The following is a 13,381-nucleotide window of genomic DNA, read 5'->3' as shown; positions in this document are numbered from 1 at the left end:
AATTTGAAAGTTAGGAAATGAACCCGTTTCGCATATTTCTAAGGCATTACCAAACCATTAAATTATTTCATTAAAAATAAGCTCTCAATTGCACGTTTCCGGTATGAATGGCTTGGCTTGTTTCGCTTTTTCGACCTTGGTAATTAAAATTTATATCTAAAAATTGTGTGATATTTTTTTGCAAAAGCAATCTCCAAGTCAAATTTTGTCCCGTTTGCAAGCCTTCCAGCATTTGAAATCCTACAGAAGAGAATTCATTTCCATCAAATTTATTTTGGTAAAAAGAAACCTCTCCGTTCATCGTGAATTTTTTTGTGCCCGAATAGGAGAAGGCAGTTCCAAAACGGTTTTGTAGCAGCATTTCCGAAACTCCAATCTGGTTTTCTTTCTTTTGTAACTCATAAAAGAGATCCCAACTGGTATTCTTGGAAAATAAATAACTGATTTTTGGAGCCAATTGATAACCGCTGATGTCGTAGTTTTTCTCCGGGAAATTCTCCGATTGAATGGCGGTTTGGATCGTTTTGGCAAAAAAACCAAAAAGCCAGCTTTTCTGGTACAAATGGTTGTACTGCAATTGATGGGAACTGTTGGTAGCTTCCTGCGAGCCGATGGATAATAAATTTTTGGTTTTATTTTCTAAATAAGAATACGTTGTAGAATGGTTTTGTTTTCCTCGATTGTAAAACAAACTGTTTCTTAAACTGGAATTCAGCCCCAGCACATTTTCATTGGAACCGCTAAATGGATTTAATTCAAAATTAGCGCCGTCACTTCTCGTTTTTCGGTCGATTATAAAGGCGGTTTGATTGTAGAAATAGGAAAGTAATTTCTTGATTCCGGTTTCATTTTGCCATTGATTTGGGTTTAAGGTCACGGATTGGGAGAACTTATTTTGATGTGTTTTGATGTAAATCCGATTGGGTAAAAACACCCTGATAAATTTCGCCTGATCGATAAACGGAGCGACTTCAAATTCCTGTAATTCTTGAATTCCATTGCTGTTGTAATCGTTCCAAGTATAAACCCCTTGTCCGGCCGGTACTTCCAGATAGGTAAATTCCTGTTGCGGAATGGTTCCGGAATTCGTTTCGTAAACCGTTGTGCTTTGTATTAATTGATTGAAAAAACGATCCGTGTACACAATTCTGGAATTCAATGAGGGTTCTTTTTTTCGTGTAGCGTCCACAAATTCCAAGACTCTGTAATTGGCAAAAAGGGACAAATCACTTTTATTGGTTTGAATCAATTTCGATTTCAGCATAAAAGTCTGGGAGGAATTTACGCGCTCAATCAAGCCATTCTGTAAGCTGTCATTGGTTCTTCTAAGATAACCCAATTCTACAAAAACCTTAGTGCTGTCGCCTCTTCCGGTGAAAAAACCATACTCTGTAAACTTTTGGCTTAAAGCCGAAAACTGATTGGTTGTTTTGTCTTTTTCCTGATTGTCTTCTAAACGCAGGCTGGAACCAACCCAATTTTTGTCGAAATGAAATCGCATTTGAGATTGGTTTCTTAAAAATTTGGAGGATAAAATAGTACCATCACTGTTTAAAAAACTGCCTTGGTTTTGAAAAGTCCAATTTTTTATTCGAAACAAACCATTTAAAACATGCCTGCTACCCGAAAAATTTTCGGAGAAATCTAGTTTTTCAAATTGATACAATACTAATCCTTTATTGGTGGATTTTGGTTTTGGATTTAAATCCAATTGCAATCCGGAAACTAATAAACTTTGATTTCCAATGCCTGCTGTTCCTAAATTCCAATCTCTATTAAATTCTATGTTGTAAAGCCGTTCCACAGATCTGAAATTGTTCTGAATAAATTGATAATTGGCGAAAGCATCCATTTGCCATCTTTTTGAAAAAATACGCTGTTTGGTATTTATTTTTCCAGCCAAACCTTTATTATTCGCGTCATCAATTGTCGAAAATAAATTTTTATCATTGTTGCTAATGCCAATTTCAAAATCAACTGCTGTTTTTTCAGTGGGTTTATATTTTCCTAAAAAGGTGGCAACTTGTACTTTCGTTGGTGCAATAAGTTGAATTATGGGTTCATAATTTCCTTGAGGAAGACCATTTATAGGAGCTGTGTATTCATAAACTCGGGTGATTGTTGCAGCATTGGTTAATATATAATTCCCATTATTGGTTCCTACCAAAGTGAATCGGACATTGAATAATTCCTGTTGTGCGTCATTCGAATATTCGAAAATTTCTACGGCATTAACGAGCGTTTTTCGATACAGCACTTTATTTTCGGAGTACGTGTCGGAATAGGCGGAAGGCGCAGTCATCAAACTTGGATTGTCTCCGGCATTGACTAATATTTGGGCTTGTTCCTGCGAGAGGTTTTGTTGTAACGGTTGGTTTTTCAAGTCGTTTTCCGAATATAAATAGCCTCCAAAACTCCATTTCTTGTTGTCATGCGTGGCTCTGGCGTAGGTTACAAAACGCGTGTAATTCCTGTCAGAATATTGGTATTCTATAGCAATTCGCATTTCGGAAGTGATGGTAAAAAGTGGCGTAAATACAATTTCACCCGCATTGTAATCTATCGTATAATCGTTGTTTTCGCCTCGTTTCAGTAAAATCCCATTGACATAAACCCGCTCTGAACCTGAAACCACCAGAACATATAATTCACCATTTTGCCCTTTTAATTTGTACGGACCCTGATTGCCCTCTTGTCCCACAATATCACTTTTGGCATATTGTCCCCGGACTAATGCCGCAGATGCAAATACATTCGTTTTGTTTTCTTCGGTTCCAAAGTTGAAATTTGTCGCCAGTCCCTGTACTTTTTTATTGAAATTCAGGAATTGGGTGTTCTTGTTTTCCAGAAAAATATCACCCGCACGGATATTCCATTCGTCGCTGAATAATTCCATGAAAACATTGTCAAACTGATCTAGTTTTTGAGAATAACCGCCATCCTGCAACGGAATATTACTGTCCTGAATGGAGGCTCTCAAACTTACTTTTTCGGATATTTTTCCTGTGATTTGTAAATCTAAATTGGAGTTCAAAACCGCATTTTGATTGTTTCCTATCGTCAAGCCACGCGTAATGCTTCCGGAAGTATTCAAACCATCAAAAGGCACATTTTTGTTTATTTTTTTTTCCTCAATTTTATATAAATTTCCAGTTCCGGCTTCATTACTGACGACTCGGCTGGAATCATAAATGCGGTATTCTTGGGTAAGTATTTCAGGGAATTTCAAGTATTGTATAGTAAGTGAGTCGGAGCCAAAATCACTGTTTCCCTTTAAAAGTAGCGTTCCTTTTTCAAAATTTATTGCAAATAAAGTGCTGTCAATCCGTTTGCCATTTGCGTCAAGCAATTTGAAAAAACTAGAATTAAGGCTTTCTTTTTCAATGTAAATCGTGTCGCGGGTAGGAGTGATTTTTTTGGTTTTGTACAGCAAATTCATTTCCTGAGCATGGAGCCCAGAAAAACAGCTTATTACAATCCAAAAAAGTAATTTTTTCAACATAAATACTATAACTCGAAAGTACCAAAAGTAGTATTTATAATTCGATAATTAGAAGATGCCTCAATCAGAAAATTAGCGGATACATAAATAAATATTTTCTCCATTATAGCTTTTTTTATATTTTTAAAAACAAAAAATGGGAATCAAATTTAATTTCGATTCCCATTTTTCAATACTGTTAAACAGTTTCTAAACTTCTTTTGTCACAACTTGCATCGTTTCACGACTGACTTGTTTCAATAAGACAATTTTGTTTTCTTCGACAGTTTGTGCTGCTTTGTCATCGAAATGTCTAATGGTATATAAAGTGACATTTTCGTTAAATTCAACTTTAAATTTTTTCGACAAAATGGCATTTAAGGCTTTAAAATTATCAAACTTATCTTCTACGCATACGGAGAAACTAATCGCTGAATTCTGGATTAAATTTACTTTTATTTTAAATTGGTGAAACAAAGCAAAAATCTCGCTGATGTTTTCTTCCATGATGAAAGAGAAATCTATAGAGGAAAGCGAAATCAAAAGTTGGTTTCTTTTGACAATAAAACAAGGTAAATAGGGTTCTAAATCGACTCCTTTAGAAACGCTTGTCCCTTTTAATAATGGATTTATGAATGATTTTACATATAAGGGAATTTCCTTTTTCTGTAAAGGTTGCAGCGTTTTTGGGTGAATAACCGTTGCACCGTAAAATGCTAATTCAATCGCTTCGCGATACGAAATTTGGTTTAATAAACTGGCGTTTTCAAAATATCTTGGGTCGGCATTCATCACTCCTGGAACATCTTTCCAGATGGTTACGCTTTCGGCATTTAAACAATATGCAAAAATTGCAGCGGTATAATCTGAACCTTCACGGCCTAAAGTGGTAGTGAAATTATTCTCATCTGAACCCAAGAAACCTTGTGTGATGTTTAGGATTTTTCGTTTTACGTTTTTGGCAATGTTTTTCTGTGTCAATTCCCAATCTACTTCTGCATCTCTATAATTTGCATCTGTTTTTATGAAATTACGCACATCCAGCCATTGTGTTTTTATTCTCATGAAATTCATGAAATGGCTCAGAATTGTTGTCGAAATTAATTCACCATAACTTACAATCTGGTCGTATACAAAATTATAATTTGGAGATTTATTGTGCGCCAAAAAATATTCTAAATCAGTAAATTGTGTATTTACAGCTGAAAAAACTTCATTTTTTTCATCCTCAAATAAATCCATCAAAATTTGATTGTGGTATTTTTTTACTTCTTGGACAGATGAATTTAACTCAGCCGATTTGTCGAAATAGTTTTTTATGACGAGTTCCAATGCATTCGTCGTTTTTCCCATTGCAGAAACGACCAGCAATACATCTTCGTAACCCACTTTTTGTAAAACGTCGTACACGTTTTTAATTCCTGCGGCATCTTTTACAGAAGCTCCTCCAAATTTGAATACTCTCATATTTTAAACAAAAATTGTTCTTTATTTTATTTCAATTTATTCTCCACAAAATTCGTGATTCCCAGTTCGTCCATTTGTACTACATACCAGTCACGAAGGACTTTTGCGCCTGATTTTTCATAAAATTCTATTGCCGGAGTATTCCAGTCCAATACATTCCATTCCACTCTTCGAACCTGATCTTTTTTACCCTGTTTTATAATTTCAGAATATAAAGCATATCCAAGTCCGGTTCCACGCATTTTATCTTTTACCACTAAATCTTCCAGATGAATTGTTTTTCCTTTCCAAGTCGAATAACGGTAATAATATAACGCGATACCCACAATTTCTGACTCCACTTCGGCAACAAAAACATGAAAGAGAGGAACAGGGCCAAAACCATCCCGAATTAAATCGTCAACAGTTACAAGAACTGCATTTGGCTCTTTTTCAAACTCAGCTAATTCTTTGATAAGCCCTAATACAGCTTTCATGTCTTCTGGATTTCCTCTTCTAATATTCATGATCTTTTATTTTAATGTTCTAAAAACACGATAAAACAGTATTTATACGTATAAAATCGGAGCTTTAATAAGCAAATATACAATACTGATAAACTAACTAAATATTATTGAAATCATTTTCACAAAAAAAACGATATTTGTGACTTCAAAATAACTACAACGATTTCTTAATGGAACAACGCAACAAAACACTAGGAGAATTTATCATTGAAAACCAAAATGCTTTTCAATATTCATCAGGCGAATTATCCCGAATCATTAACTCCATCCGATTGGCAGCCAAGGTGGTCAATTATAAAGTAAACAAAGCGGGGCTTGTAGATATTGTAGGTGCTGCGGGGGAACAAAACATTCAGGGAGAAGATCAGCAAAAACTCGACGTGTATGCAAATGAAGTTTTTATTCAAACGCTAATTAATCGGGAAATTGTATGTGGAATCGCTTCTGAGGAAAACGATGAGTTTATTACAGTGGAAGGAAGCGATAAAAGCCACAACAATAAATATGTAGTTTTAATGGATCCTCTTGACGGTTCTTCTAATATTGATGTAAACGTTTCAGTAGGAACTATATTCTCTGTTTATAGAAGAATTACGCCAATAGGAACTCCAGTTACAATAGAAGATTTTTTGCAGCCGGGAATCAATCAGGTTGCTGCAGGTTATGTGATTTACGGTACGTCAACTATGCTAGTTTATACTACAGGACACGGCGTAAATGGATTTACATTAAATCCGGCTATTGGAACGTTTTATTTGTCACATCCAAACATGCAGTTTTCAAAAGACGGACATATTTATTCGATCAATGAAGGGAACTATGTTCATTTTCCACAAGGGGTTAAAGATTATATTAAATACTGCCAGTCCGAAGAAGATGATAGACCGTACACGTCACGTTATATAGGAAGTTTGGTTTCGGATATTCATAGAAACATGATTAAAGGCGGAATTTATATTTATCCAACAAGTTCTAAAGCACCAAAAGGGAAATTACGTTTGTTATATGAATGTAATCCCATGGCATTTATTGTCGAACAAGCTGGTGGTAAAGCCTCAGATGGTTTTGGAAGTATTATGGAAATTATACCAACTGAATTGCATGAGCGGGTACCTTTTTTCTGCGGAAGCTACAATATGGTTGAAAAAGCAGAAGAATTTATGCATAAAGCAAAATTAAGCAAATACTAAAAATAAAAAAGCTTCCGCCATGGCGGAAGCTTTTTATATATATACTTATATGATTACTTGTTCATATTTTGCATCTCAAAAATGAAAGTATCTAAATCAACCTCTTTATCTACTAATTTAAGCGCTTTATCTACAATGTAATCTACGTTTTCAGCGTTAAAGCCTAAACCTACACCAATTTTTCTAAGCATTACTTCTTGTTTGTCACCTAAATGATGATCAACATGAACAATTCGGGCTAAATCGTACAAACGCTCCATTCTTTGCTCGTACAAATAAGGCGGATTGATTGGATATTTTAAAGGATTCTCTAGAATTTCCTCATATTCTGCAGTAGAAATTTCTAATCGAACTGCCAGTTTGTCTAAAAATGCTTTTTCTTCTGGAGAAAACTTCTCGTCAGTAAGCGCTACACGGACAATTGATGCAAAATGACCTTTATTTCTTTGCTTAAATTCGCTATCAAATAAATCTGAAAATGACATAATTATTGGTTTTATATCTTACAAAGATAAATCTATTTTTAAATTATTGATTTTAATTTTTTTATATTTTTTCTTTTAGTAAGTTCTGTTTTGAAATGTATTTATTTAAATATTCAAATGAATCATTTTCAAAATTAATCGTAAGTTTACAACCCCTTTATCAACTTAATAAATTACTGATGTCAGAATTTTGGATTTACTTTCAAATAGGATTAAAACACGTTTTGGATATTCATGCTTATGATCATGTTTTATTTTTAATCGCTCTAGCAGTTCCTTTCTCTTTCAAGGATTGGAAGCGAATTGTACTTTTGGTCACCCTTTTTACCCTTGGTCACACGATGGCTTTAATGCTTTCCGTTTTTGGTATAATTGCCATAAAAGTGAATGTAGTCGAATTATTAATTCCAATAACAATTGTGATAACAGCATTGTTTAACCTTTTTACAGCTGGAAAATCAAGCAAGAAAGAAAGTATCAATTTGGTGTTTTTTATTACGCTTTTCTTTGGGATAATTCATGGATTGGGATTTTCAAATTATTTTAAATCGATTCTTGGTGGCGATGCTACTTCTAAAATATTGCCGTTGTCAGAATTCGCGTTAGGAATAGAAGCGGCTCAGATTGTTGTAGTTTTTGTCGTTTTGATTTTGTCGTATATAGTTCAAACCGTTTTTAGATTTTCGAAACGCGATTGGACATTAGTAATGTCGGCATTTATAATAGGAGTGGTTATACCAATGATTGTGGAAAGTGAAATCTGGATAAGATAAAATGAACGAAAAAAAATTAAATAAATACGATAAAGCGTATCTTAGAATTGCCAAAGAATGGAGTTTACTGTCGTATTGTAAACGCAAACAAGTTGGTGCGATTATTGTACGAGATCGAATGATAATCTCTGACGGATACAACGGAACGCCCTCTGGTTTTGAAAATTGCTGTGAAGACGAGGAAGGATTAACGCGTTGGGATGTTTTGCATGCTGAGGCAAATGCGATTCTGAAAGTAGCCCGATCCACGCAATCCTGTGAAGGAGCCACATTGTATATTACGCTTTCGCCTTGCAAGGAATGCAGTAAATTGATTCATCAGTCCGGAATAAAAAGAGTGGTGTATCACAATGGATATCGGGATGATTCAGGAATTCAGTTTCTGATAAAAGCCGGAGTAGAGGTGGAGCATATTTCAATTTTAGAAGAATAAATGAACTTTAATACTAAATATTTGCCCATTCTTATTTTTTCAACACTTGCTTTAGGTGTTGTCTTGGGTGGAATGTTAAATTTTCCTAACACAGCAGATTATCTTGTTAAAAACAATTCGAAAAGCAAGCTAAATAAACTCATTGATTTTATCGATAATGAATACGTGGATGATGTTAATACGGACTCTATTGTAAATCTTACGGTTGATAATATTTTGGCGCAGCTCGATCCACATTCAGTATATATTCCGCCAAGTGATCAGCAAGAAGTGATGGAAAGCATGAAGGGAAACTTCGTAGGAATAGGGGTAAATTTTTATATGTACAAAGATTCTGTTGCTGTAATAAAACCAGTGGAGAACGGCCCTTCGGCAAAAGCTGGAATAAAGGCAGGCGACCGTATTTTATATGCTGGTAAAACAAAATTGTATGGGCGTAAATTACCGACTGACAGTTTGTTTTCTAAATTAAAAGGAACCATTGGCTCCGATATTGAACTTACGATTTACAGAAAATCAGAACATAAAAAACTAAAACTAAAAATAAAGAGAGACGTTATTCCTTTGAAAAGTGTCGATGCGGTACTGCTTTTAGGTAATGCGACAGGATATATAAAAATAAATCGATTTGCGGAAACTACTTATAAAGAGTTTATGGCAGGTTTGTCTAAACTCAAACAGCAAGGAGCAAAATCACTTGTTATTGACGTTCGAGATAATGGTGGCGGATATATGGAAGAAGCGATTGCCATTGCCGATGAATTGTTGCCGGATAAACAACTGATTGTTTTTACTAAAAATAAAAACGGAAATATTGATAAAACATTTGCAACTGCAAAAGGTAATTTTGAAAAAGGCAATGTTTTTATTTTAATCAATGAAAACAGTGCCTCAGCTAGTGAAATTCTTGCCGGTGCGGTTCAGGATAATGACAGAGGAACCATTGTGGGGCGTCGTTCTTTTGGAAAAGGATTGGTACAGCGAGAAATGGATTTTGCCGATGGTTCAGCCGTTCGATTGACCATTGCCAGATATTACACTCCAACAGGACGTTCGATTCAAAAGCCATATTCAAAAGGAAATGAAGCCTATTTCAAAGAATCAGAAGCTCGTTTTGGGAATGGTGAATTGTATGACAAAGACAGTATAAAAGTTTTGGACACCATAAAATTCAAAACTAAAAAAGGTAAAATTGTATATGGCGGCGGCGGAATTGTCCCAGATGTTTTTGTTCCCCTTGAAGTGGAGCACGGAAATGAAAGTACCGCTTATTTATTGCAATCCGGAATTGTAGGTAATTTTGTTTTTGAGCAATTGGATAAAAACCGAAGTGCTTTTAAAGGATTGTCTTTCGATCAATTTCAAACTAAAATGAATGCCACAGAGGTGTATTTTAATGCATTCCAAAAATTTATTTTTGGAAACGGATTGGATCTGAATTTTGGAAAAAGCAAGGCTTTGGTAAAACGCTATCTTTCCGCTGAATTTGCCCGACAATTGTATGGGGAAAGCTATTATTATGAGATTGTGTTGAAAGAAGATGCGATGGTAAAAAAGATTTTAAATCAGTAAGGCAATCTATTATTGAGATAATAAATAGTTTAGAGTTTTAAGGATAATTAAAAGTTTAATTCAACTTTTTCTACCGAATACTGTCATGGGCATGCGTTTGAATCCCGTCATTCCATAAAGTTAGAATGTCTGTTGCAACTGCGGCGCCACTTCCGGCAGCAATGGCCAGTTGACTTCTCCAGCCTGCTAAAGTTCCTATCACATGAATACCTTCGGCAACTTTATGGTCGATGTTCTTGAGTTGTATTCTTTGTTTTTCAGGAAGCGATTTTTGATGTGGTTCTACATATTCCATTAAGCCTTCGATGGCAAAAGTATTTGCTGAACCAATTCCTACTACAATTATGCGGGTTTTGTAGCTTGTTTTATTTGTAATGACTGTAAATTCAGGACAGATGCCTTCGATTTTGAGTACTTTTTCACTGGGAATTTGCACAATGTGCGGATACGTTTCGGAAAGATGCGTGATGCTTTCGTGCAGTAAATCAGAGCCTAATTTCCCGGGTGGTATCCCGTAAGCGTTCTTGAATAACGCTTCTTGAAGGGAAGATGTTTTTTGATGGGTAAAAATGCCGATTTTTTTATTAGCGACAAAAGGTTTGTTTTTTGCTGAACCTAGTACAAGTGAACATGACATTCCTGAAACCCCACCGCCAATAATCAAAACATCAAACATAATTATAGATTGTCATTCGATTTTTCCTCTATTTTTTTAGACATTCTAAAAATGAGAAGGATCAACACGGCACAAAAAGAAGCTGCGATTCCAATAAAAGCAACTACGCTATCTCCTTGAAATGGATTTTTAAAGTCCAGTAAAGTAACATTAAATAGGATTAGAGCTAATGCTAAAAATACCAATATGTTAGTGAAAATTTTCATAAGATGTTTTTGTTTTTTAATATAAAAGAAAGAAATATTTAGGGATGTTATTTAGAAAGTAGTTTTTCTAAAAATCTAATTATTTATATAAAATGTTAGGGAGTAAATTTATGAAAATTAAATTTAGACAAACAAACCTTTAACATTCGCAGCGAATAATTTAACAGCAATAGCGAGAAGAACTACTCCAAAAGTCTTTCTGATCACTCCAAGTCCATTCTCACCTAACATTTTTTCAATTTTAGAAGAGGATTTCAAAACGACGTATACCAAGATGATATTCAAAATTATGGCAATCACAATATTAATTGTGTAAAACTGAGAACGCAAAGACAGTAAAGTTGTCATGGTCCCGGCTCCGGCAATCAAAGGAAATGCTAATGGCACAATCGAGGCGGAACTGGCTTCCTCATCACGATAAATCCTGATTCCTAAAATCATTTCCAAAGCCAGAAAGAATAAGACGAATGAACCAGCTACGGCAAAAGAATTAACGTCGATGCCAATTAATTTTAAAAGCTCTTCACCTGCAAAAAGAAAAACAATCATAATGACACCGGCAACAATGGATGCTTTTTCAGATTCAATGTGTCCATGTTTTGTTCTTAAATCAACAATAATTGGGATGGATCCCACAATATCAATTACGGCGAAAAGCACCATTCCAACTGTGATTATTTCTCTAATGTCTAATTCCATAATTCGGGTACTTATTTATCACAAAAGTATTGAATTTTGTTTGTTTATGGGCTACGTTAATTTTTAATTTATCAGGCTATTTTTTTCTTTTATTTTAATAGATATTGCTCCTTCTTAATTTTATTTAATTAATCATAACTATCTGATAATCAAATTGTAAATTTGTATTTAATCTAAAATTTACTGTCATGAAAAAGATGTGTTGGGTTTTTAGTTTGGTGTTGTTGTTGGTTTTTAATAATGTTTTGGAAGCGCAAATTTTAAAAAAATTGCAAAAAAAAGTCCAAGATAAAATAGAACAGAAAGCCAGTGATAAAGAGGAAGAGGAAACGAAGAATTCTAAAGATAAGGTTTTGGATGCTAATGTGATGGCAATGGCATACGGAAAAAACAAAGTTGATCCTGCTTTGGTTCCAGATTCCTATTCGTTCAGCTGGAAATATTCTTTGGAAATTCAGAGTGAAAAGGAAAAGGCGATGATTATGGATTATTTTTTAGAGCCTAATGCGGAATATTTTGGATTCAAAATGGGTGAATCCGGTGAAATGTTTATGGTAATTGACAGCAGAAATAAGTTGATGATTACTGCTTTTAATCAAGAAAAAGAAAAGGTTGCCATGGCTTCTAAAATGCCTGATTACTCCGAAATGACATCAAAAGAGAATGAAAGTGACGGGTTTTCATACAGGTCACTTCCCAATAAAATAATTATGGGTTATAATTGTAAGGGAATTGAAGCCACAAGTGCCGATTTTGTGATGGTATTTTATTATACAAATGAGGCCAAGGTGAGTTTTTCGGATATGTTTAGATCTCAGCAAAGACAGAAAACCCCGGATGTTTTAAAGCGATATTTTAAAACTGGAGACCGACCTTTGATGATGACAATGAGTATGAAAGACTTGAAAAATAAAGGAAAAATAACCACGATGAAGTGTGTTGTTTTAGAGAAAAATTCTCGTGAATTTCTAAAATCAGACTATAAATTCATGTAAATTATTTTTTATTTTCTTCTATTTTGTTTTCGAATTTTATGATTTGCTGAGGTGCTTTTTTGAATTTCTTTGAATACCTTTGCAGAATGTTTCAACTAGGAAAAACCATCGTCTCAGAAGACTTACTCGAAAAAGATTTTGTTTGCAATTTGACTGCTTGTAAAGGCGCTTGCTGTGTAGACGGCGATGCTGGAGCGCCATTAAGTTTGGAGGAAACTAAAATCCTCGAATCTATTTATCCAAAAGTCAAACCCTTTTTGCGCAAGCAGGGAATTGCTGCTATTGAAGCGCAAGGAACTTGGGTCAAAGGAACCGATGGTGATCTTGAAACGCCTTTAATTGATGATAAAGATTGTGCTTACGTAATTTTTGACGGTAAAACGGCTTTGTGCGGTATCGAACAAGCGTACAATCAAGGAATAATCGACTGGAAAAAACCGGTTTCTTGTCACTTGTATCCAGTTCGGGTGAAAGATTTTACAGAATTTGCTGCTGTTAATTATGACAAATGGGATATTTGTGATCCGGCCTGTTCTTTAGGTCAGGAGTTGGATGTTCCAGTTTATAAATTTGTCAAAGAAGCCTTAGTTCGAAAGTTTGGTGAAGACTGGTATGCCGAGCTTGAAAAGGTTGCTGAAGACATGAAAAAATAATTTATATAAAAGTAGATTTTCTATAGTTTTGTATTCTAAAAATCCTATATTTTACGGTACTTCCCTCTTTTTTTTAAATTTCAAATGGCTGATTTAAAGTGATTTGTAAATCTTGTTGAAAATATTTAATTTTTTCTATTTGTTAAAAACTATAACCGATTGTGGATAAGTTTGGCTTTTAATTCCAGCAATATTTCACAATCTTTGTAACTCTCAAAACGGAATTTATTTCGTTAAAATTTCAA

13 protein-coding genes are annotated in these 13,381 nt (G+C 34.5%); 6 read left to right on the top strand and 7 right to left on the bottom strand.

The annotated features are described in order from the left end of the window. Positions 1-70: 70 nt before the first annotated feature. The 3 genes from BMX64_RS02750 to BMX64_RS02740 form a co-directional block, all read right to left on the bottom strand. On the bottom strand, positions 71-3,502 hold the full coding sequence (locus tag BMX64_RS02750) for a hypothetical protein (protein WP_091166087.1): 3,432 nt from the start codon (positions 3,500-3,502) through the stop codon (positions 71-73). A 189-nt stretch (positions 3,503-3,691) separates the two neighbouring features. Beyond that, on the bottom strand, positions 3,692-4,948 hold the full coding sequence (locus BMX64_RS02745; protein WP_091166084.1) for an aspartate kinase: 1,257 nt from the start codon (positions 4,946-4,948) through the stop codon (positions 3,692-3,694). A gap of 26 nt (positions 4,949-4,974) precedes the next feature. After that, positions 4,975-5,454, bottom strand: coding sequence for a GNAT family N-acetyltransferase (locus BMX64_RS02740; RefSeq protein ID WP_091166081.1), 480 nt, complete (start codon positions 5,452-5,454; stop codon positions 4,975-4,977). Between the two features lie 170 nt (positions 5,455-5,624). Here BMX64_RS02740 and fbp point away from each other — a divergent pair, with 170 nt between their 5' ends. Then, positions 5,625-6,644 (top strand): class 1 fructose-bisphosphatase, encoded by a 1,020-nt coding sequence (gene fbp / locus BMX64_RS02735; RefSeq protein ID WP_091166078.1) that lies wholly within the window; start codon positions 5,625-5,627, stop codon positions 6,642-6,644. 53 nt (positions 6,645-6,697) lie between these two features. Here the strand turns inward: fbp and BMX64_RS02730 are convergent, their stop codons facing one another. Then, on the bottom strand, positions 6,698-7,129 hold the full coding sequence (locus BMX64_RS02730) for a tellurite resistance TerB family protein (protein ID WP_091166076.1): 432 nt from the start codon (positions 7,127-7,129) through the stop codon (positions 6,698-6,700). 179 nt (positions 7,130-7,308) lie between these two features. Between BMX64_RS02730 and BMX64_RS02725 the strand changes: the two genes are divergently transcribed. Genes BMX64_RS02725 through BMX64_RS02715 form a run of 3 tightly spaced genes read left to right on the top strand, consistent with a single transcriptional unit; the run spans position 7,309 to position 9,907 of the window. Next, positions 7,309-7,902, top strand: coding sequence for a HupE/UreJ family protein (locus tag BMX64_RS02725; protein ID WP_091166531.1), 594 nt, complete (start codon positions 7,309-7,311; stop codon positions 7,900-7,902). Between the two features lies 1 nt (position 7,903). After that, complete coding sequence (locus BMX64_RS02720; protein ID WP_091166071.1) at positions 7,904-8,335, top strand: deoxycytidylate deaminase; 432 nt, start codon at positions 7,904-7,906, stop codon at positions 8,333-8,335. After that, positions 8,336-9,907 carry a S41 family peptidase gene (locus tag BMX64_RS02715; RefSeq protein WP_091166069.1) on the top strand — a complete coding sequence of 524 codons (1,572 nt, stop codon included), beginning with the start codon at positions 8,336-8,338 and terminating at the stop codon, positions 9,905-9,907. Between the two features lie 70 nt (positions 9,908-9,977). Here BMX64_RS02715 and BMX64_RS02710 read toward each other — a convergent pair whose 3' ends face one another. The 3 genes from BMX64_RS02710 to BMX64_RS02700 all read right to left on the bottom strand — a co-directional run bounded on the left by BMX64_RS02710 (position 9,978) and on the right by BMX64_RS02700 (position 11,488). Beyond that, complete coding sequence (locus tag BMX64_RS02710) at positions 9,978-10,583, bottom strand: FAD-dependent oxidoreductase (RefSeq protein ID WP_091166066.1); 606 nt, start codon at positions 10,581-10,583, stop codon at positions 9,978-9,980. 2 nt (positions 10,584-10,585) lie between these two features. Further along, the gene (locus tag BMX64_RS02705) at positions 10,586-10,789 is read right to left on the bottom strand and encodes a hypothetical protein (RefSeq protein ID WP_091166062.1); all 204 of its coding nucleotides are present in this window, start codon (positions 10,787-10,789) and stop codon (positions 10,586-10,588) included. 123 nt (positions 10,790-10,912) lie between these two features. After that, complete coding sequence (locus BMX64_RS02700; protein ID WP_396180358.1) at positions 10,913-11,488, bottom strand: MarC family protein; 576 nt, start codon at positions 11,486-11,488, stop codon at positions 10,913-10,915. A 188-nt stretch (positions 11,489-11,676) separates the two neighbouring features. Between BMX64_RS02700 and BMX64_RS02695 the strand changes: the two genes are divergently transcribed. Beyond that, positions 11,677-12,483, top strand: a complete 807-nt coding sequence (locus BMX64_RS02695) for a DUF4412 domain-containing protein (RefSeq protein WP_143056048.1) — start codon at positions 11,677-11,679, stop codon at positions 12,481-12,483. An 86-nt stretch (positions 12,484-12,569) separates the two neighbouring features. Beyond that, positions 12,570-13,136 carry a DUF3109 family protein gene (locus BMX64_RS02690; RefSeq protein WP_091166053.1) on the top strand — a complete coding sequence of 189 codons (567 nt, stop codon included), beginning with the start codon at positions 12,570-12,572 and terminating at the stop codon, positions 13,134-13,136. Positions 13,137-13,381: the final 245 nt, after the last annotated feature.

The organism is Flavobacterium sinopsychrotolerans (genome assembly GCF_900110375.1).
Classification (GTDB): Bacteria; Bacteroidota; Bacteroidia; order Flavobacteriales; family Flavobacteriaceae; genus Flavobacterium; species Flavobacterium sinopsychrotolerans.
This window is presented reverse-complemented; position numbering and strand designations above follow the sequence as displayed.